We start from the raw sequence: 22,489 nt of genomic DNA on the forward strand, positions 1-22,489 counted from the left end.
CCAGTGGGCATAGTAGTTGAGAATATATCAAAACAGTTCGGCAGCTTCCAAGCTGTTGATCAAGTTAGTTTAGAAATTAATAGCGGTTCATTAGTGGCTTTATTAGGTCCATCCGGTTCTGGCAAGTCTACTCTTCTGCGTTTAATTGCGGGTTTAGAAATGCCAGATAGTGGCAAAATTCTTCTAACTGGTAAAGATGCCACATACCAAAGCGTACAAGAAAGAAATATCGGATTTGTATTTCAGCATTATGCGTTATTTAAACACTTAACAGTCAAGCAAAACATAGCTTTTGGTTTAGAAATTCGTAAAGCACCGCAAAAGAAAATAAAGGGTAAAGTTGAACAGTTATTAGATTTAGTCCAATTGAGTGGATTAGGCGATCGCTACCCTTCCCAACTGTCTGGAGGACAAAGACAGAGAGTAGCTTTAGCAAGAGCGCTGGCCGTAGAACCAAACGTATTATTACTAGATGAACCATTTGGCGCGTTAGATGCTAAAGTTCGTAAAGACTTGAGAGCTTGGTTGCGTCGTCTCCATGACGAAGTTCACGTTACCACAGTCTTTGTCACCCATGACCAAGAGGAAGCCATGGAAGTCTCCGATGAAATTGTCGTCATGAACAAAGGTAGAGTCGAACAAGTCGGAACTCCCGCAGAAATTTATGATCATCCAGCTTCTGCTTTCGTCATGAGTTTTATTGGGCCTGTAAATGTTTTACCCAGTTCTGCCAAGATTTTCCAGAGTAGTGGTTTCGATTCAGCCAACCCAGAAATATTCGTCCGTCCTCAGGATGTAATCATAGAAAGAATAGCAAATGGGACAACAGCACCAGCTACAGTGCATCGAGTAATTCATTTAGGCTGGGAAATTCAAGTAGAATTAAGATTAGATGATGGACAAACCTTTACAGCCCACTTAACACGTGAACGTTTTGATGAATTACAACTCAAACCTGAAGAACGTGTGTATGTAAAACCCAAAGATACAAAATCCTTTCCCTTGTATTATTCAATATAGAGTCAAATTAGCCTTAAACCCACTTCTACCAAGGATAAATCAGCCTCAAAGTTTACCTTATCGAAGGTTACAGGAGTGGGTTTAGAGTACACAAAAGTATAATTTGTGGTGATTAAAATCATGTCACACGGATACATTAAGGAATTTAATGGTTAGAATTGACTAAAGTATTAATTTCCTTTGTTTTATAAGTTAATATGTCATCACTTGATATTCTTGGTGCTGCTGTAGATTTTGTCACTAATACCACAAACAGAATCGTTTCCACATTCATTAACCAAACCCTGATCAAAGAAAACGAGATTAAGCTGCCTTATTCGCTTCAAAAAGTCAGACAAGATCAGCGGCTAATTCAAGCAGAAATAGATTACTACCAGCGTAGGGAAGCCAGAAAATCAGAATTTTTGCAATTGCAAGAAAGTTATGCACAGATAGAAGATTCTGACAATACAGAAATTGCATTAGTATCGGAACGCCAGGAAAAATTACTCCAATTGAAGAGAGACGAGATAGCAGATAGATATAGATTAAGTGCTTTATATTTAGACCTAAGCAGAGAAAATACTGTTAAAGAACTGGAGATTAAACAACAAGAAATTCAAGGAATGTTTGATCAGCATAAATGGCCGGGAATATTAAGTCGTGATGAAGCACAAAGGATTTTTAGAGACGAGCAAAAAAAACCCCGTCTATTAATGCTAGTCCCACCACCAGATATTAGCGATGACTTTCCGGTCTCATTTCGAGATAGTCTGCAAAAAGAAATTCGTAATCAACTAAAATTATTTTTAGAAAAGTATTATCCTCTCACCAGCGATTTCTGTCCCGTAGAATTTTATGGGAAATACTTTGAACGTTCAATTTTTGATGCCGAAGTCAAACAATTAGAAACTATTTTATCATCTGTACCCACAGCTATTATTTACACTGATATTACCGATCATGAAGTTTATTTTAATGTAAAATTCTGGGGTCTTCAAGAACCTGTATCTTTATCTTTTGAACCATGGAACTGGGAAGAATTCCAACAACAATTACAAGAAGAAGGTACTGATCACACCAAGAGTTTGCGAGCAATTAGACAAACTATAGTCATTCTACACAAACTACTAGCCGCATTTTTAGCAGACTGGTATTACTTAAACCTTAACCCCAACTACGAACCCCAGTTATTTAGGTTAAGCGCAGACTTTCCTTCTGTTTGGACTGACGGAATGTTAGAAAAACTGAGAGTAATTTTACAAAGATACAGAGCAGCATATAACAATGAACTGAAAGTATTAGCATCTGTGCAAAAAGAGCGACCAAAAAACTGGCATTGTGTCAACACTCTTTATGGACATTCTCATTACGTTTTCTCTATTGCTGTAAATCCCCAAGGGAAGACATTTGTGAGTGGTAGTGCCGATAAAACCATTAAAATTTGGGATATACAAACTGGAGAAAATACTAACACCTTAGCAGGCCATTCTAACTTTGTTTCTTCAGTAGCCTTTTCCCATGATGGAAACATCATTGCTTCAGGTAGCTATGACAAAACATTTAAGTTATGGTATGGCTCAAAAAGTAAAACTTTCATTGAGCATTCTGGTTGTGTAACAGCAATAGCTTTTAGTCCTAATGGAGAGCTTTTTGCCACATCTAGTATGGATAAAACCATTAAAGTATGGGATCTCAAAGAAGAAAAATTAATCTACACCATCACTAATCATAAAAATTATATTAACTCCATTGCTTTTACCAAAAACGGAGATAGGTTAATTAGCTGTGACGGTGACAAAACAATTAAACTCTGGAATGTTAAAAATGGGGCAGAAATTCTCAGCATTAGTGAGCATTCAGATGTAATTAACTCCATAGCTATTAGCCCGGATGATCAAACATTTGCTACTTGTAGCCATGATAAAACTATCAAACTCTGGTATATACCAACTGGGGAACCTATTCATACATTTGCAGGCCACACAGATGCAGTGACAACTATTGCTTTTAGTCCCGATGGTAAAACTCTAGCTAGTGGTAGTGCTGATAATACCATTAAACTCTGGCATCTATACACTAAAGAACTAACAAACACCCTTTTAGAACATTCATCAACCGTTCATTCTCTGGCTTTTAGTGTAGACAGTAAAACTCTAGCTAGTGGTAGTGCTGATAACACCATTAAGCTTTGGAGAGCCGAATAAAACTAGATTAGTCCTGGATGTATTAATTTACATATTTACTTAATGGTCATAACACAAATAACCATTTATCAATCTTTATAATACATTCGGATTTGCTTCTATTCACAAATTAAATAGTAACTCTTATGTTTAAAACGAATTAAGCTGCTTTGTTTAAGTGGTTGTCTTCGTTTTATTTTTGATCTCGTAATTACTCCCAATTATTTTATCATTGTCAAAAATTCCATTTAGTACATTTATTTACATAAAATTTCAGGTAAATCAAGTCAGAATTTGAACAACAAAGCCTCATTAAAAAGAGTCTTAACACAAATTTTTATCAGACGAAAAATCAAATTATTGATATCTTTGATTTTAAAAAATCACGAAAAATTAAAAATCTTGAAGATTATTAACTTTATCATCGGTTTATTTAATTTTTACTTCACATCAGTCAAAAGTTAGATAAATTGATTTTATGTATTTATGGGCAAAAATATTGTGCTATAGATATTCTAGTTGCGAAAAAACACATAATCCACATTTTTTCGACTTTGAAAAAAATGGTATGTGATGCTGATTCCTTAACAAAATGTTAACAATTTAATTTGTGAAAATTATGTCTGAACTACTTCAATTATTACTTGAGAGCGAAGAAAAAAGTGATTTCCGTTCTTTCCTTAGTGATCTCCGCTTACAAGAAACTAGATACTGGTTAAGAAATGATATAATCAACGTTTATTCCGATTATTGTAGTAAATACCAGAAATCTGAGCAATTCTGCACCGCATCAAATTTAGGAAAATTAATCTACTATACACAGGAAATTATTCAAGAAGAGTATAGCTTCTGTTTTATTATCCGTCCCACAATTGCCAGTCAAGAAGTTTATCGGGTGACAGAAGAATTAGAAATTATTCCGATGACAGTGCAGGAATTATTGGATCTGCGCGATCGCTTTGTCAACAAATTTCATCCCCAAGATGGATATTTGTTAGAATTGGACTTTGGTCCATTCTATGATTATTCACCCACAATCCGCGACCCCAAAAATATAGGTAAAGGTGTAGAATTTCTCAACCGTTATCTATCTAGTAAAATATTCCAAGATCGGAATGAATGGTTAGAAAGTTTATTTGATTTCTTGCAGTTACACCATTACAACGGTGTACAATTGTTAATCAATGATCGCATCAAATCACAAAAACAACTTTCTGCACAGGTTAAAAAAGCCCTGGGTTTTGTGAGCGGTCGTCCCAAAAATGAAAGCTACGAACAGTTCCGCTTTGACCTACAAATGATTGGTTTTGAGCCAGGTTGGGGTAACACTGCTGAACGAGTGCAAGAAACATTAAGCATTTTAGATGAACTCATTGACTCCCCAGATCCAACAATTCTAGAAGGTTTCATTTCCCGGTTACCAATCATATTTAGAATCGTTTTAGTATCAGCCCATGGCTGGTTTGGACAAGAGGGAGTTTTAGGCCGACCGGATACAGGTGGACAGGTAGTTTATGTTTTAGACCAAGCGAAAAGCTTAGAAAAACAATTACAAGAAGATGCACTTTTAGCTGGCTTAGAAGGCTTAAACGTCCAACCAAAAGTAATTATTCTCACCCGCTTAATTCCCAACAGCGATGGTACAATGTGTAACCAGCGCTTAGAAAAAGTCCATGGTTCAGAAAACGCCTGGATTTTGCGTGTACCCCTGCGGGAATTTAATCCCAACATGACTCAAAACTGGATTTCTCGGTTTGAGTTTTGGCCTTATCTAGAAACCTTTGCTATTGACTCCGAAAGAGAACTACTAGCAGAACTGCAAGGTAGACCAGACTTAATTGTTGGTAACTACACTGATGGCAACTTAGTGGCATTTTTACTAGCACGACGCATGAAAGTTACTCAGTGTAATATTGCTCACGCTTTGGAAAAATCCAAATACTTATTTAGTAACCTCTACTGGCAAGACCTAGATGATAAATATCATTTCTCCTTGCAATTTACCGCTGACTTAATTGCTATGAATGCAGCTAACTTTGTTGTGAGCAGCACTTATCAAGAAATTGTGGGTACAGGTGATAGCGTTGGACAGTATGAATCTTACAAATGTTTCACCATGCCAGATTTGTATCACGTGGTAAACGGAACAGAATTATTTAGCCCCAAATTTAACGTTGTTCCACCGGGAGTAAATGAGAATTACTATTTCCCCTATACCCGCACAGAAGATCGAGTAGAGAGTGATGGTGTGCGATTAGAGGAAATGCTGTTTACTTCAGAAGATTCATCTCAAATCTTTGGTAAACTTGATGATCCCAGCAAGCGCCCCTTATTTTCGATGGCACGTCTAGATCGGATCAAAAATTTAACTGGTTTAGCAGAATGCTTTGGTAGGAGTAAAGAATTGCAGGAACATTGCAACCTGATTTTAGTAGCTGGAAAAATCCATCTAGAAGAGTCTGGAGATAACGAAGAACGGGAAGAAATCATCAAACTTTATCACATCATTGATGAATATAATCTCCACGGCAAAATTCGCTGGTTAGGTGTACGTTTATCCAAAACAGATTCTGGAGAAATTTACCGTGTTATTGCCCAACGCCAAGGTATATTCGTCCAACCAGCTTTATTTGAAGCCTTTGGTTTAACAATTCTAGAAGCGATGATTTCCGGTTTACCAACCTTCGCTACCCAATTTGGTGGGCCACTAGAAATTATTCAGGATCAAGTTAATGGCTTTTACATTAACCCTACAAATTTAGAAGAAACAGCCGAAAAAATCCTAGATTTTGCTTCCAAGTGTGAACAAAATGCTAATTATTGGTCAGCAATTTCCCAAGCAGCAATTAAGCGAGTATATAGTACGTACACTTGGAAAATTCACACTACCAAGCTGTTATCCCTAGCCAGGATTTATGGTTTTTGGAACTTCACATCTAGGGAAAATCGTGAAGACTTACTGCGTTATTTAGAAGCTCTGTTTTACTTGATCTACAAACCCAAAGCGCAAAAATTGTTAGAACAACATCAACATCGTTAAGCTTTTCTTTCCAGGACAGGTAAACTATAGCAGGTGACAGGGAACAGGTGACAGGTGACAGAGCTAGAAGTCTTTCAGGGTCTAAGTTTTAGTTATATTTAGGGTTTGCTGATAAAGTCTTGTCGTGGAGACAGGTGACAGGTGACAGGTGACAGGTGACAGTTTCAAGAGTTGGATGGGAACTATTTTTCCTTGAAGCAGGAATTAAATGCAAGGTTTTTCAGTTCTCACCTCATCAAAGCTTGCATTTTTTGAAAGTCAAAATCGCTAAAATCGTTTACCTGTAATGTTTTGAGATTTATATGCCTGACGGCACGCTCCGCGAACAGCAAGCCCTATTTAATGTTCTAACCGCCTTGTCCATTGCTATACCTGTCCCGATCTTAAATTGATAATTCTGACCAAGTTTTTTGACCAACAACACCATCTACAGATAAACTACGTTGACTTTGAAAAGCTTTGATAGCTACTTCTGTCAAAGGTCCAAATACACCATCAATTTCAATTCCATAACCGTTGGAGACTAACAACCTTTGCATAATTCTCACTGATGTACCTGCACTGCCAAAACGTAAAGTGGGCATAGTCGGTCTATTATATGCTGGATATCTTGCTAATAGTTGCTTTTCTGTAGAAATATCCTGAGCATCTGCTAATTTAAAGGATATAGAGGATAGATGCTTTTGGCGAACTTGTTTTAAAATTTGATTTCGTTGATTTGCCAGTGCAGAAATTTGAATTCGTTTCCTTCTATCTGTAGTCATAAATTCCGGTGGTGTGATTTGAGAATTAGAAGGTAATTGAGATAACTGATCGTTTGTTGACTTCTGCACGCCATTTTCTGTTATAAATGGTCGTTGCTCCGGCAAATGGGGCAAATTTGGTTGTTTGGTACTTAATACGCCCGTCATTAGCAGGCCAATATCAGTCATTTTAACTCATCTCATATCTTGTAACTATAAGGATAAACCAGGAGTAGACAAACAAATAAGGTGAAACTGTAACTCTCTATAAATAAGTTTTTTTATTAGCTAAAACGTGATATTTTTTACGCATAAACAAGTATATTAACTTAACTTCATTGACTTTTATTTTTTAATAATCAGTGTCAACTCTATATCATGTATATAATGTATTCTATAGCGGCAGTGTTAAAATTCCAAGTTAAATTTGAAATATTTATGTATTAAATCTAACTTTATTAAATCCAAGTAATTATATTTGTCTGTAAGTAGTTTATTTGACATAACAGTTGATGATCAGGAAATATAGCTTATTACCTGCCATAACATCAAGTCTGATTTTAGTGATTTTATGCCCAAAGCGATCGCCTTGGGCAAAAGCTGTAGTGATAACTAACTAATAACAGGATGGAAATAGAAAGCAAAACCAAGCACTGTATACGCAGCTAAGAGTAAAGTTCCTTCTAACCAATTAGACTTACCATCCGAACTAATACTATTGGCAATTAAAACTGATACAGTCACTGCTACTAACTCAAAAGGATTAAAATCTAAATCCATAGGCTTATCTAGTATCTTGCCAGCAATAACTAATACAGGGGCAACAAATAAGGCAATTTGCAGACTTGATCCCACAGCCACAGATAAGGAAAGATCCATTTTGTTCTTCATAGCCACAGTTACGGCCGTAGCGTGTTCTGCGGCATTACCAACGATAGGCAGAACTATTACCCCTGTAAATAGAGCCGTAAAACCTAACTTAGATGTGGCGACTTCTAAAGAATCTACTAGCAATTCTGACTCAAAAGCAACGAATAAGGTACATACCAGTAACACACCAGTCCACAGCCAAATATTTGGTTTTTCTTGGGAATGTTCCTCTATTTTGACCTCTGATTCTGTTGTTTCCGTTGTTTCCGTTGTTTCTGTTTCTGCTACACCTACGTCATATAAATAGGCATGGGTTTTCATCGAAAATAGCAAGGTTAAACCATAAACTAAAATCAAAACCACGGCAACAGCTAGGGAAAGATTTTGCAATGTTTCTTCATTAATACCAATGGAAGTATAGTTCATTGCCGTTGGTAATAAAATGGCGATAACTGCCAAATTCATAGAAGAAGCATTCACCCGCGCTACCACTGACTGGAATGTTTGTTCCTTGTAGCGTAATCCACCCAAGAGCATGGAAAAGCCCATAACTAAGAGTAAATTACTAATAATTGAACCGGTAATACTGGCTTTGACAACATCTATCAACCCAGCATTGAGAGCAACTAAGGCAATAATAAGTTCTGTAGCATTACCAAAGGTGGCATTTAACAAACCTCCCAGGGAGGGACCAACTACCACGGCAATTTCTTCTGTAGCTGTACCCATCCAAGCTGCCAAGGGCAAAATTGCTAGGCCAGCGGTAATGAAAACTATCAAGTCTCCCCACTCTAAAAAGTGAGCAGCTAGGGAAACTGGTATAAAAAGTAAGAGAATGAGAAAAAGAATGTTTTTGACTGACATTGATAATCTCGAATAGGGATATCAGTTACAGATGCTGCTAAAGTTGCAAACATCATTACTGTAACCAACTGTAACTAAAATACAGGATATTACTCAAATGTGAGAAAAGCTATTCCAAAAATATTACTTTTTTGTTTGGTAAATTTGTCTACTCAAGACCTTTCAGTGGTGCAGATATGTAAAATAAAATTGCGATTCAATTCCAAACTGCAATCTTTCTTTGCAAAAGTATGAATTATCAGGTGGTTTAAGCTAGAACATACGTGGTATTAGATTAAGATACCTTGCATTTCCTTGGCTAATTAGCGTTGCCAGTGATACAATTTTATTTATGAGGTTTTATTCTATCTTTGATTATTTCGTGATCAGCCAGGAAATGTTTGCATGATAATGCAGATTTATTCCCAAAATATGGCTGCTTTTGCCAGAGTTTCCATTACACCTTAATTTGCAAACATTTTTTATATCGGATTTGCCCACAAAACAAATGTAAAAGTTACTATAACCCTTTGCAGCTAAGTGATGTAACAAGTTTAATAAATTTCACTATTGTTGATAGATGCCTGGGGGAGCAGTGTTGAACATCATCTATATTTAGTATTGGTGTCAAAATTAGCTGCTTTATAGAAATACTCTCACCACAATTGCAATTTTACTTTGGATAAAAATAATATGACTTCGGCTGCCCAATTGCCAACAAGCACTGGCTCAACATTTCAATTAGCACAAATAGAACAAGATTTACAATCTCTCACAGATAATGATCCCCTGCGAAAAGCTCAAGGTGTGTACATAACGGTGCATGGTCATTTTTACCAACCACCCAGGGAAAATCCCTATTTAGATGCCATTGAACGTCAACCTAGTGCAACACCTTTCCATGATTGGAATGAAAGAATTCACTGGGAATGCTATCGCCCTAATGCCTTTGCGAGAGTCCTAAATGACAAGGGTGAATTGTTGGGGATCGTCAATAATTACGAATACATGAGCTTTAATATCGGACCAACTTTGATGTCATGGTTGGAACGTTACGACAGGTCAGTTTATCAGCGCATTTTGGAGGCTGATGCTAAAAGTAGTGAACGGTTAAATGGTCATGGCAATGCGATCGCCCAAGTCTATAATCACATTATCATGCCCTTGGCAAATGAACGGGATAAATACACCCAAATTCGCTGGGGTAAGGCAGACTTCAAATCTAGATTTGGTCGTGATCCCGAAGGCATTTGGTTAGCGGAAACTGCCATTGATTATCCGACTGTAGAGGCTCTGATTTCTGAGGGCATTCGTTTTATTGTCCTGGCACCATCCCAAGCTCAACGCTGTCGTCCTTTCCCCACAGAAAATGATCCCCACCCAGCATGGCATGAAGTGGGAGGTAATCAAATTGATCCCACTCGCCCCTATCGTTGTTATTTAAAGCCAACTCTGAATAGTACATCTTCTCCTCTGAGTGTAAATAAAACTACTTCATCAGCAACTACAGAAGAAGATTTACCTTACATTGATATCTTTTTCTACGATGGCCCAATTTCTAGAGATATGGGTTTTAGTGATGTGGTTTATAGTTCTCATCACTTTGCCGGTCGGGTTGGTGCTGCAATACGCGGGGATCATCGGCCAGCACAATTAATATCTGTGGCTACCGATGGGGAAACCTTTGGACATCATAAAAAAGGAACTGAGAAAACTATTGCCTATGCTTTTATTGGTGAGTTCCCCCGTCATGGTTGGACTGTGACAAACTTTGCTCACTATTTGAGTTTAAATCCTCCTAGTTGGGAAGTGGAATTAAAATCCGTCACGGCTTGGAGTTGCGCTCATGGTGTTGATAGATGGCAAGATGATTGTGGTTGTGGTGGAGAAGGTGGTGTTTGGCATCAAAAATGGCGCAGGCCTCTGCGTGATGCTTTAAACTGGTTGCGGGATCAGTTAGTTGCGGTGTATGAGGAACATGGGGGAAAATTATTTAAAGATCCTTGGTTAGCAAGGGATGAATATATTGAGATTTTACGCGATCGCTCGGCCGCTAATGTTACCCGTTTTCTTTCCCGTCATCAAACTCATAAACTCACTGCCACCGAACAGATAGATGCTTTGCAATTATTGGAAATGCAGCGTCATTCACTGTTTATGTTTACCAGTTGTGGTTGGTTTTTTGAAGAACTTTCTCGGCCAGAGGGAACACAAATTCTGCGCTATGCTTCCCGTGCTTTGGAATTAGCTGGTGATGTGGCAGGTGTGCAGTTAGAACAGGGTTTTCTCAAACGTTTGGGTTTAGCTCCCAGTAATGTCGAAGACTTTAGACATGGGGCAGAAATTTACCGTCAGTTGGTGTTGACTGCCCAAATTGGGTTTAGACAAGTAGCTGCCCATTATGCTATTACTTCTTTGTTTGATAATCACAGCAGTAACAGCAATAACTTATCTACACAAGATCGATCAGATCCTCTTGAGACTTATCAAAAGCGTGTTTACTGTTATACGGCTAATGAGTTAGATTACCAAATGCAACGCATGGGTGCGTTAACTATGGTGGTAGGACATTTAAAGCTAGTTTCAGAAATTACTTGGGAAAGTGAAAATCTGGTATTTGCAGTTCTACATCTGGGTGGTTGGGATTTCCATTGCTGTATTCAGCAGTTCACGGGAAGACGTGATTACAGTCTATTGAAGGAAAGGCTGTTTACTTCTTTGCAACAAGCAAGTGCCGCTCAAGCTATTTTAGTAATGACACAAATTTTTGGGGATGAGGCCTTTAGTTTGCAAAATTTATTTGCAGAAGAACGGCATCGGATTATGGGACTATTAAGCCAGGAAACACTGACAAGGTTGGATCAGTTGTATACCCAGACATATCGAGAAAATTACGGTGTGATTATGGCTTTCCATCGAGATGGATTAACAGTTCCCCAAGAATTACAGGTGGCGGCGGAAATTGCTTTGGGTTATCGCTGTATGACAACGTTGCGTAGCCTAGAACAAGATATAGCTGAACCTCAATTAAGTTGGAATCATGTCTTAGAATTGGAAGCGATCGCCACTGAAGCTAAACATCTCCGCTGTCAATTAAATATACCCGAAGGTCAACAGATATTAGAGCAGTTAATTGTTAGATTACTGTGGCAATTGTTACACGATGTTAATGGCTCTTTTAATACGGATATTCAACGGTTAGAAAAGTTAATTGATGTTGGTTATCAGCTAAATTTGGGAATTTGCTTAGAAAAAGCCCAAGAACTCTATTTTAGCTGTTTACATAGTCAAATAGCTCCCCTTTGTCTCAACAACATCAGTAGTACAACAGAATCTACACAGTGTCGTCAGTGGTTAAAACTAGGACAAAAATTAGCTGTTGATGTCAGCCTGATCCTGAAAAAACTACCATAGTGGTGCGGGCATCTTGCCCGCTATTCCGCTATTATTTAATTTGTAAGCAAGCTTCTGATCTCATTTACTGTGCATCACGCGCACCTGCCTTAGCAGCGGATTCTTTCTGTAAGCGTATTAATGTATTATATATTTGACGCTTTAAATCACTATTATTTTGGGTTTCCATAGTTATTTCATTAAAACGCTCAATAGTCAATTTTTTTGACTCAACTATTGTTTGAGAATCGTTGCAATAACTAATAGCTATATCCTTAGCTTTACCAGGTAAAGAATTCATACTTTTAGAATCATTACAAACGATTTTAGGAACTTCTTTACTACCGATCACCTTTTTAATTTCTTCAAAAGCCTCTTGTCGTTTTGGTTCCATTTCCAAAACAGATTCAGCATAACTGGTAACTTCTGTACTACTAACTTTTAATATTGGAGTATTAGCTTTAGCACTCCAGCCTAAAGTTGCAAAAATAAAGCTTGCACTGGTAAGAGTTGCCAATACTAAAGATGTAGATAACTGATGCTCAATTGAATTTCCCACAATGATAAAATAATTTTCCTGCATACGATAGATGACACAGAATAATAGTAGAGATATGATAGTAGATTTGAATTATTTTAGGAATAAGAAGTTCCAGTAAAACCGGAATTTACTAAATTTTTTCATATAACAGGAAGCAGGTGACAGATAAAAGGTAAGATTTTTTACAAATTACCAATCTCTTACGGAACTAGAGACACTATGACAAATTATCTTCTTTGATAGACTTGACAGAGTTCAATAACCTTAGTTTGCAGGATAGAAGTTTCTGACGCACCTTGCTTGAGACTCACTTCTAACTCTAACAAAAGAGGTAAAGATGAAATTAATTGCTGTACAGAAAGAGACTTAACTTCCTGTTGTAAAAAATAGATCCGTTTTGGGTTATTGATTTCCGCAGCTTTAGCTATCTCTTGGGGGTTACGTTCTCCAGTCTCCATCATCATCTTTACCCATAACCAAGTGCGAAACTGACCAATCAAAGTAGCAACAATCCTTAAACCCGGTTCAGCCGCATTAATTAGATCACCTACAATACCCAACGCCTTAGCTGTATCTCCTGTTTTAATAGCCGCTGCTAATTGTAAGGTATTTTGAGTAGTATTTCTCACTAACTGAGTTACAGTTTTAACATCTAAAGGTTTATTAACACCATCCACATAAAGCCGTAACTTCTCCATTTCTGTATAAAGAAGCCGTGTATCATTACCTATAGATTCCGCCAACAGTTCGGCAGTTTGGGGAGTTAGTTTTACACCCACGGTTTGAGCCGCTTCATTAACCGCTTGCACTAACAATTCGGTTTTCCAGGGAGGAATAAGAGAAAATTCCTTAAATTCAGCAAATTTTTTGAGAAATTTTGTACCTTTAAGGCGTTCATCAGGTTTGTTGCGGCTAGTCAATAGTAAAAACGAACTGTCAGGAATGACAGGTAAAGTCCGTTGTAATTCGGCTAAAACATTTTCTGGACACTGTTGACACAGAGTAGTATTAACTAACCATACTAAACGTCCACCAGCCCCAAAAGCAGGAGTCATCGCTTGATTTAAAGCTTGAACTGCTGCATCCCCTTGATCAGGAGGAAAAGTGGTATAGTTAAAACTTGTCCATAGGGGATCAAGAACGCGATCACGCAAAGCTGTCACCGCCTTTTCCATTGCAAAATCATCTTCACCCCAGTAAACATAGATTGGCATAAAAATCAAAGGTAATGGCTAATGGCAGAAATTAAATTCTCATTTTAAGATTTCATGACATAAAAACTCTTTCACCACGAGGGTTTGATAATTCTTAACAAAACTTGTGATTGCTGAAATGACGCAACCTCCTTTCAAAATGAGAATTGCTGGGCTAATGGGTCATGGATAATTAATTGGTAATATTTATCTTTTTGGTACTTTTCTTCCCAAATTTTAAATTTTCATTGGTATAGCTTGGTAAAAATCAGTAAATTTTCCTACAATTTAGCAATAGAGATCGAGGCTCAGAAGATTGGACGACAACTACCAAACCTACTTAAATCGGGTAGCACGCATGACGCTACCAGAATCATTTAAAACCCAAGTTCAGCATATTCAGGAGTCTTCTAAATTCAAGACTGAGGATGGAGTTAGAAAACCAACCAACTTTCCTGGTTATACCTTGATAACCCCACCAGCAGAAGAGGATATAAAGAACGCTGACTTTTACGGCCAAATCGAGAAATATCAGCGATCACTCTTAGAATCTATCAATTCTGATTTGATTGTACCCCTACCTCCCAGCAGTTTTCACGTCACCATTGCTGATTTAATTTGGGATCATGCCTTCGTTCATGCTAATGAAAAAAATCCCCAATTTGAACGGGATTTAAATTCTTGCTTAGGTGATTTATTTACACAGTATCAACAATTACGAATCAAACCAGCTAATACAGTTACTTGGCAAATGCTAGGATTGATAGTTATGCCCAGGGCGGTTGCTGTGTGTTTAATTCCTAAGGATGAACGCTGTTATGAAGAAGTCATACAATTACGCCGATTAATTTATCAAAATCGTAAATTAATGGGTTTGGGTATTGAACAACATTATCATTTTACAGCCCATGTCACTCTAGGCTATTTTGGAGAAATTCCAGCAGATATTGACCGGGAAAAACTCACTAATTCCTTCTCAGAATTAAATAAACAATGGCTGTTAAACTTTCCTGAAATTAGTATTCATAGGGCTGAATTAAGAAAGTTTGACAACATGATCCATTATTATCGTCAGCCAGACTGGACTAATTTAGAGTTTTAATTCATGGGTTATTAGTTATGGGTTGTCAGTCATCAGTTTTTTAAAACTAATGACTAATGACTAATGACTAATGACTAATGACTCATACCTCATAGTCTGGTTGTTGATAGGCTAAATAAACAGCTTCTAAAAGTACATCAGCAGAAATGTCAGATGGTAGTATTGTTAAATCAATAATAGACTTTACCTGTTGAGCTAACTTTATAGACAGTGAATATCTAGCCTTTTTTGACATCCCACTGCGACGCTGTAAATATTCTCTGATAATAGCAAAATCATCAGGTAGTAACTGCGATAAATCCGAGACTTTTTGCAGGCTAATATAAAATGATTTTGCCTCTTGTGAAATAGTAAAACTGCCAGATTTATTATCTTTTTGAGCTTGAATTACTATTGTTCCTGCCAATAAATCACCCAGGCGCTTTTCACTTTTACTTAACATAATTAAAAAAGCACCAATAAACAGGAATTCATCCACAGGACGTAATAAAGCTCGAAGAGAGGCTTGTTGTAAACCCACAGGTCTACCATCATCTCTAATCACACGAATCTTCGCAATACGTTTACCGGGAGTCTGTCCTTGCCAGAGACTTTCAAAAAAGACAAAATAACCAGTGTAAATACAAAAAAGACTCAGAAAAGCGATCGCACTCATCCATAAAGCAAAGCCAGAACCAAAAATTTCCAACCCAATATTAATTAATTGAGCGGAAATAGTCAGCCAGACAACGATAAATAGAGCTAAACTTAAACCTAAAATATGATAGTCAATTAATAGCCCTAAAGCTCTACTACCAATTCCAGCTAAAGTAAATTCTAACTCTACACTTTCCGGAGTGCTAAATTTAATTTTATTGAACAGGTGCATAACCTTAAATGTTCTATTAAACTTCCCGATCACGTAACTGCAAACCTAAACCTTCTCTTCGACTGCGTAAGTCATAATAAATCACAGCTTTGAGAGTTTGGAAAAAAGGTAAAATCACAGCATTACTACCAATGACTATACCAATCACTAAAACAAAAAAAATCAAGGAAGCAAAGGCATTGCCATCAGCTAAAAGCGGTGTAAAAACTAACTGAATTACACTGGTGAGAATTTGCAGTAAAATTTGCAGCGGTAATGTAATTAAAATAGCTACAAAAGAAATTAAGAAAATTCTTCCCACATAACCTTTCGTTAAATCAATACTACGTTTAATAGTCTGAGTAGCATCACAATTTTCTTCAATCGCCAGAGGTAAATCAACCAAGTAAAACCTAGTTAAAACCCAGGCAAAAATTACAAAACCCACAAGAGTAACTAAAATAGCGATCAATGAAAAAATAGCAATATTACCAAAACCACCACCTTGTACTCCTAAAACCGCTCCAATAATTGCCAGCAAAATGCCAAACACAATCATAAAACCAAGACCAATTCCCCCACCTATCAGCGACATTAATAGCATTGTCCCCAAAAACTGCCATAGTCGGGAATTAACAACACGCTCACCATCACGAATACTTTCGGGTTGATTCACCAAATCACCAAAAGCTAAACGACTAATTAAAGCTGAGAGAGCATAACATTTTGCCCAGCCATAAACTGGTACAAGTACCCAAAGATAGGCTTTTAGTGCCAATAAAAAATACTCTTTCAGATGAGAACGATATAAACGCACACCTGCACTCACTACATTACCCATACTCAATGGTTCTGCATTACTGGTAACACTAAAGTTGTCAGACATGGTGGTAAATGCTCCTTATAATTACAATTAGCAATTTTGACGTTATCTTAAGCTAAATTAAACTCAGTAGTTGGAAATTTTATGAATATTAAACGTTGGATTGGCAGACGGGAAAAACATTGGCAACGTCTAGACCATCTATTGCGAAAAGTAGAGCAAAAACGCTTAAAATACCTTAAATCCGAAGAAATTAGAGAATTAGCCAGTTTATATCGTTCAGTAGCCGCAGATTTAGCCCGCGCACGTACCCAGGAAGTAGGTAAAACTTTAACTCAGAGTTTACAATCCTTAACAACTCGTGCTTATACGCAGATTTACCAAGGTTCACGTAAACAAGAATGGCACGCTGTTCAAGAATTTTACCGATGGGGATTTCCCGCTGTAGTGCAGCAAACATTCCCATACATTATCGCTGCTACCAGTCTATTTTTATTTGGTGGTTTAGTCGCTTGGTGGTATGCGTGGCAAGATCCTAGCTTTATGTTCCTAATTGTACCAGAAAGATTAATTTCCCAAGTCCGAGATCATGGTGAACTCTGGATGGGTTCAATCGTCGGTATTGAACCTTTAGCATCCAGCAACATTATGATTAATAATATTTCTGTTTCCTTTGGTGCTGTCGCAGGGGGAATTACAGCCGGATTATATACTACTTATTTAATGGTTTTTAATGGTTTATTAATTGGTGCAGTTGCTACTTTAGTCGGTCAAAATAATTTAGCTTATCCATTTTGGGCGTTTGTTTTTCCCCATGGTGCTTTAGAATTACCTGCCATATTTTTTGCTGGTGCGGCAGGATTATTAATTGGTAAAGCAATTTTGTTTCCCGGTAAATATCGCCGTCGAGATGCAATGAAAATCAACAGTTCCCAGGCGGCACAATTAGTATTTGGAATTATCCCTTTGTTAGTTATAGCAGGGATTATTGAAGGATTTTTTTCACCTAATCCTATTTTTCCAGACCCAATCAAATATTTAGCTGGTATTGGATTATTAATAGGATTGGTTATGTATTGTAATCAAAAGAGAAAAATAGCTTAATTGTCAGCAGTTGTTTTAAATACTGAATATAAAACAGGCAGAAATATTACAACATATTGCAGGTAAATTAGTTTTATCCCTAATATCTGCTGTAAATATTCTCTGCCTCTTACCTTCTTTACTCACTCAGAACAGAAGTACAAACTTGTGACTCTTGCCATAGTTTATGCAAAAAGAATTCCATGCGATCGCTCATCATAGTTACAAATACACCTACATTATCCTCAGTACCATCTGATAACCAAGAACCCCGTAAAGTCACTTCTAAATATTCAGCATCACAACCAGACAAATCTATAATTTCACCATCAACTCTTCGCGCCTCCATCCTCAACTTTTCTACTCCCGGTACATCAACAGGAAGCAAAAAGGAAGCAGTGCTAGGTTCTAAGCAAAAAGGCTTACCAATACGTAATGATAAAATTGCTCTCTTTGCCACCCATTCTTCTAGTGACAGAGAAAGACATTCTAAATAAAAACTTCCTTCAGTGTAAGTTAATTTCAGCATTCCTTATGCTCTCCTGTTATTCCAGGTTTGCTTGCAAATCCACCCAAAATTTTTCTGCAAAAGACACAGCAGGGTGTAGAGGTGTTTTCGGCTTAGTACGTAGCCGCATTCCTACTTCAGCTAGGGTTTTATTACCTTTAAAAGAGTTGCATCTAGAACAGGCTGTGACTACGTTGTCCCAAGTATGTAAACCCCCTTTAGAGCGGGGAATCACATGATCCAAGGTCAGATTTTTGTTAACACCACAATATTGACAACTGTGATGATCTCGCCTGAGCACTTCCCGCCGATTGACTGGGGGAACTTTCCACATCCTTTCAGCCGCTGTAATTTTTAAACGAATATGTTTTGGTACAGACAACACTAGGCTAGATGAGCGGACTAACCATCCCTCTTCTGTATAAAAATTTAGAGGTTCTGCCTTCTCTGTTACTAGCAACACAATTGCTCGCTTAATGTTGACTTTACAAAGTGGTAAGTAATTTTGAGAAAATACTACTACCGATTGCTCTAACACTTGCATTGCACTTGTCACAGCCTGACTCCTTGTTATCAGTTCTCAGTTATTAGTTATAAGTTCTCAGTCATTAATGTTTACTGTGAACTGATTACTGTTAACTGATTAAAAAACCCCGCCTCTGATTTAGGTGAAGCGGGGGTTAAAATTGACCTAGTAATTTTTTGGTCTGATTACGGTACAACATTTTCCTTGCACCTCCCGCTTTTTATCTCTAGTTGTGGTTTACTATTGAGCAGATTAAAACTGTTAATTCTAAAATCATCATTACCCTCCGTGTTTCGCCCTTGATGCTGGCTATTATCGGCCCTAAATAAATACTCCACTCCCACAACAGAGAATTCCCAACTGGCCTGATAGCTGCTGGGGTAGGAGGGCATGGAAATGGGGTAAATGGATTTCACAGAAAATTTCACCTATTGAACATTCCTTTAAACATACTACACTTGTATTACTATCCTGTCTATATCTATAAGGAGAAAAAATCATGCAAACCATCACACGTACCTCAACCACCGACATGGAAGTTACTAGTATCCGTTTAGAACGTGAACTGAAAGATAAACTTAAGGAAATAGCTGGAAACCAAGGATATCAAGCCCTCATTAGAGATATTCTCTGGAATTATGTACAACAAAAATCTGGTGAATGGAAACCACGGTTTTCCCGTAATGATATTCGAGCCAGTATAGCTGCTACTGCCCAGCAAGATGAACGCTGTGTTCTTACAGGTAAATTAATTGAATCTCAACAACCAATGTTGTTAGGACTGACGAAAAATGGCGATATGCTTCCTTTATGTGTCGATAGTTTAGCCCTATAAGTTTTGTTTAATCAAAGGGGAAAGGTTAAAATATCAATGCTTTTGTTTTTCCCTCTACCCTTTGATTCTCAAAATCCACCACCTATCCCCACTGATTACTAGACTGCATTGTCAGTTTATTTATATTTATTGAGGAGTTACGTATTGGAAGAATTCTCATCAATGCGTAACTCCTAAACCTATACCCCACATTCTGCAGAAGCGTAGAGAAAAAAAATAATTATTCCCAGAAACCATTATTGGTAAATTTTTTCAGGATTTTAGTCCCAGGGAACTATAAAACATCTATTAGGAATTTATCTCATTTATTGAGAACATTCTTGGAGAAAAGTTTGTAAAATCCCGAATCCTTAGTGATAATTATTCGGAAGTGGATTTAATCTGCCGAATGTGGGCTATAATTTCATGGCATTAAGTTTTGATGTCAATTCAGCAATTTCAGTAAGCAATTAATATATTAGTACTAACTCGTACAGTATTAATGCGGGCGATGTCTATGATATTTTTTAGCAAATTATAGAGAAATTACGGTTTATGTAAATTTATAAACAAGATATCCTTGACTAATAGTTACATAATTGCCAAACTTACAATGTACTGATTAAAGTTTAAAAGTTTGAACAAGTATTTATATTATAGTAATTTTTCTGACCGTAAATAAGCTAATTAATAATGCAGTGTATAGATATATATACAAAAGGGGGTGAATATTTTAATAATATTTCATGATCAAAAATAAAAAACCTTGATTTTAAATCATGACAGGATTAGTATAGAGTTTTTTTAGAGTGTTTGGAATAACTTTTGATTAATCTCAACTAAAAATGTACACTTGTAAGCAACAAAAGTATTTGACGGCATCAAAAGTGTCTCTTGTAAATAAAATTACGTTGGGTACAAACTCACAATAATCATTTAGAGACTCAAAAATAATGAAAGAACATTTATTATCGCTGGCAAAATACACAAGTGATGTAGAGCAACTACAACCATACCGAGGCAAGCTGATGCAACAACAAGAAAAAGCAGCCCACGCCTTGGTGCATAAAATTAATCAGATAGTCACTAACAGTCAGGCTACATCATTAATTTTGCAAGACCTTGCTAAGTTGCTAGTCCAGGAATTTCATGCGGACTGCTGCTTTATCAGCACTACTGAGAATGATGAATGTCAAGCACTATTAGAAATTAAGTGGTGTATTCAACCTTTTCTAGCAGCAGAAAAATCCAGAGACATATTATTGATTCACAAGTTGTTGATGAATTCTCCAATAGCACAATGTAGTGAAGAACCATTAACAATGGAGGATATAAAAAAAATTACTCACAAATACCCATTTATTGATCAATCTTTATCTGGCAATATTCCATCAATTCTGGCAATTCCCACAAGCATCAGTGGTAATATCAATGGATTAATTAGCTTAATCAAATTTCAAAGTTATGATTGGAATGAATCAGAAAAGTATTTACTCAAAGCAATAGAATCATCTTGTGCGCTTGCCATGGCTCAAGTTTCTCAAATACATATACTAAATAATCAAAAACAATCCTTACATAAAGCGAATCAACATCAAAGTTTAATTAAGCAATTAACTACACTTAGTCTGAATAATTTGGAGTTGAACAAAATGCTCCAGTTAGTCATTACATCAACAGCACAATCCTTAGAAGCTGATAGAGGTTTATTAATATTATTAAAGTATACAGATCCGACGTTTAGAAATCGTCATAAAAAGCAAGTTCCTCAAGCAAAAGCTAATGTAGTGGGAGCGTGGGGTAAATATCAGGAAACGGCTAACCCAGAAGAAGTACGAAAAGAGTCTTTTTGGCTATCGGAATGTGGGCTATGTCAACGTGTATTTTTAGAATCGGGGAAACCGATCATGATGGATAAATCTACAGAGCAAACAGAGAATTGGCAAGCGAACCCCTTGTTTGCAACGGAAGATTTTCCAGCCACATTATTAATGCCATTAGAAAATCAAGGTAATGTTCTGGGTTTTGTGGTTTTACAACAAGAAACTGCTCGCATTTGGCAACCATCCGAATTAAATCTTGTAGAAATGGTTTGTACTCAATTGAGTAACGCCATCATTCAATCCCAAACACTCAAGCAAGTACAAAATTTAGTAGATGAAAGAACTGAACAACTCAAGCGTAGTTTAGAAGTACAAGCAAAATTGTATGAAAGAACGAAACAGTATGTTGAACAGTTACAAGAACTTAATGAACTAAAAGATGAATTTGTCAGTAACCTGAGCGATCGCTTGCGTTATCCCCTGACAAATATGCGGATGTCAATTCGTAATCTACGACTACCTGGACTATCACCAGAACGTCAAGCTCGATACTTAGATATTCTAGAATCAGAATGTACTAAGGAAATTAACTTAATTAATGACTTACTCACACTCCAGAAGCTAGAATCTCACCAAGAAGAACCACAACTAGAAACAATAGACTTAAACACTAAAATTGATGGCTTAGTAGCAGAATTAGAACAGCCATTCAGTGAACAAGGATTATCTGTCACTGTAGATATACCTAAAGAACCACTAAAACTGCAAACTGAAATAGAAAGTTTTGACCGCATTCTCCAGGAATTATTAAACAACGTCAGTAAATATTCTGAGAGAGACACCACTGTTAATTTACAAGCGATTCACAGAGTTGAACAAGAAGTTGATCAAGTTATTATTAAAGTGACTAATGTAGGAAGTGGTATTTCTCAAGAGGAAGCTGCCTATATTTTTGATAAATTCCGTCGTGGTAAAGGACGTTGGACTCCCGGTACTGGCTTGGGATTAGCATTGGTTAAATCCTTAGTACAGCATTTACATGGAGAGATAGCTGTTGAGAGTACCCCTATTCAAGATTCCTCATTAAGTCAAATTTGTTTTACCCTCACACTACCTCAGTTTTCCGCACCAACTAATATACACTCCTCGCAGTAA

The 22,489-nt window shown here is 37.0% G+C and carries 16 protein-coding genes; 8 read left to right on the top strand and 8 right to left on the bottom strand.

Annotated features, from left to right (window positions below; all coding sequences use genetic code 11):
- Window positions 1-3 precede the first annotated feature (3 nt).
- The 3 genes from WJM97_RS12110 to WJM97_RS12120 all read left to right on the top strand — a co-directional run bounded on the left by WJM97_RS12110 (window position 4) and on the right by WJM97_RS12120 (window position 6,225).
- A complete protein-coding gene (locus tag WJM97_RS12110) occupies window positions 4-1,020 on the top strand; it encodes a sulfate/molybdate ABC transporter ATP-binding protein (protein ID WP_353929061.1) in 1,017 nt (338 codons plus the stop codon).
- A 197-nt stretch (window positions 1,021-1,217) separates the two neighbouring features.
- A complete protein-coding gene (locus tag WJM97_RS12115) occupies window positions 1,218-3,206 on the top strand; it encodes a WD40 repeat domain-containing protein (RefSeq protein WP_353929062.1) in 1,989 nt (662 codons plus the stop codon).
- Window positions 3,207-3,804: 598 nt separating this feature from the next.
- A complete protein-coding gene (locus WJM97_RS12120; protein ID WP_353929063.1) occupies window positions 3,805-6,225 on the top strand; it encodes a sucrose synthase in 2,421 nt (806 codons plus the stop codon).
- A gap of 383 nt (window positions 6,226-6,608) precedes the next feature.
- Here WJM97_RS12120 and WJM97_RS12125 read toward each other — a convergent pair whose 3' ends face one another.
- Both WJM97_RS12125 and cax read right to left on the bottom strand, forming a co-directional pair.
- Window positions 6,609-7,157 carry a peptidoglycan-binding domain-containing protein gene (locus WJM97_RS12125; protein WP_353929064.1) on the bottom strand — a complete coding sequence of 183 codons (549 nt, stop codon included), beginning with the start codon at window positions 7,155-7,157 and terminating at the stop codon, window positions 6,609-6,611.
- Between the two features lie 423 nt (window positions 7,158-7,580).
- Window positions 7,581-8,702, bottom strand: coding sequence for a calcium/proton exchanger (gene cax / locus WJM97_RS12130; RefSeq protein ID WP_353929065.1), 1,122 nt, complete (start codon window positions 8,700-8,702; stop codon window positions 7,581-7,583).
- A gap of 672 nt (window positions 8,703-9,374) precedes the next feature.
- On the opposite strand from cax, the gene WJM97_RS12135 reads away from it, so the two are divergent.
- Complete coding sequence (locus tag WJM97_RS12135; RefSeq protein ID WP_353929066.1) at window positions 9,375-12,095, top strand: DUF3536 domain-containing protein; 2,721 nt, start codon at window positions 9,375-9,377, stop codon at window positions 12,093-12,095.
- A 64-nt stretch (window positions 12,096-12,159) separates the two neighbouring features.
- On the opposite strand, the gene WJM97_RS12140 is transcribed toward WJM97_RS12135, so the two are convergent.
- Together WJM97_RS12140 and holA are read right to left on the bottom strand one after the other, a co-directional pair.
- On the bottom strand, window positions 12,160-12,657 hold the full coding sequence (locus WJM97_RS12140; RefSeq protein ID WP_353929067.1) for a DUF4168 domain-containing protein: 498 nt from the start codon (window positions 12,655-12,657) through the stop codon (window positions 12,160-12,162).
- 185 nt (window positions 12,658-12,842) lie between these two features.
- A complete protein-coding gene (gene holA, locus WJM97_RS12145) occupies window positions 12,843-13,829 on the bottom strand; it encodes a DNA polymerase III subunit delta (protein ID WP_353929068.1) in 987 nt (328 codons plus the stop codon).
- Between the two features lie 295 nt (window positions 13,830-14,124).
- On the opposite strand from holA, the gene WJM97_RS12150 reads away from it, so the two are divergent.
- Entirely contained in the window at window positions 14,125-14,910 is a 786-nt protein-coding gene (locus WJM97_RS12150) for a DUF1868 domain-containing protein (RefSeq protein WP_353929069.1), read from the top strand.
- A gap of 82 nt (window positions 14,911-14,992) precedes the next feature.
- Here the strand turns inward: WJM97_RS12150 and WJM97_RS12155 are convergent, their stop codons facing one another.
- Together WJM97_RS12155 and WJM97_RS12160 are read right to left on the bottom strand one after the other, a co-directional pair.
- Window positions 14,993-15,778, bottom strand: a complete 786-nt coding sequence (locus tag WJM97_RS12155) for an RDD family protein (RefSeq protein ID WP_353929070.1) — start codon at window positions 15,776-15,778, stop codon at window positions 14,993-14,995.
- A gap of 16 nt (window positions 15,779-15,794) precedes the next feature.
- Window positions 15,795-16,643, bottom strand: a complete 849-nt coding sequence (locus tag WJM97_RS12160) for a DUF975 domain-containing protein (protein ID WP_353929071.1) — start codon at window positions 16,641-16,643, stop codon at window positions 15,795-15,797.
- Window positions 16,644-16,724: 81 nt separating this feature from the next.
- On the opposite strand from WJM97_RS12160, the gene WJM97_RS12165 reads away from it, so the two are divergent.
- Window positions 16,725-17,684: a stage II sporulation protein M gene (locus WJM97_RS12165; RefSeq protein WP_353929072.1), complete on the top strand. Its 960-nt coding sequence runs from the start codon at window positions 16,725-16,727 to the stop codon at window positions 17,682-17,684.
- A 118-nt stretch (window positions 17,685-17,802) separates the two neighbouring features.
- Here the strand turns inward: WJM97_RS12165 and WJM97_RS12170 are convergent, their stop codons facing one another.
- Both WJM97_RS12170 and WJM97_RS12175 read right to left on the bottom strand, forming a co-directional pair.
- Window positions 17,803-18,192 (bottom strand): alr0857 family protein, encoded by a 390-nt coding sequence (locus WJM97_RS12170; protein WP_353929073.1) that lies wholly within the window; start codon window positions 18,190-18,192, stop codon window positions 17,803-17,805.
- A 16-nt stretch (window positions 18,193-18,208) separates the two neighbouring features.
- Window positions 18,209-18,715, bottom strand: coding sequence for an HNH endonuclease (locus WJM97_RS12175; protein ID WP_353933159.1), 507 nt, complete (start codon window positions 18,713-18,715; stop codon window positions 18,209-18,211).
- Window positions 18,716-19,196: 481 nt separating this feature from the next.
- On the opposite strand from WJM97_RS12175, the gene WJM97_RS12180 reads away from it, so the two are divergent.
- Window positions 19,197-19,532 (top strand): hypothetical protein, encoded by a 336-nt coding sequence (locus WJM97_RS12180; protein ID WP_353929074.1) that lies wholly within the window; start codon window positions 19,197-19,199, stop codon window positions 19,530-19,532.
- Window positions 19,533-20,464: 932 nt separating this feature from the next.
- Window positions 20,465-22,489 carry a GAF domain-containing sensor histidine kinase gene (locus tag WJM97_RS12185; protein ID WP_353929075.1) on the top strand — a complete coding sequence of 675 codons (2,025 nt, stop codon included), beginning with the start codon at window positions 20,465-20,467 and terminating at the stop codon, window positions 22,487-22,489.

This window comes from Okeanomitos corallinicola TIOX110 (genome assembly GCF_038050375.1).
Classification (GTDB): domain Bacteria; phylum Cyanobacteriota; class Cyanobacteriia; order Cyanobacteriales; family Nostocaceae; genus Okeanomitos; species Okeanomitos corallinicola.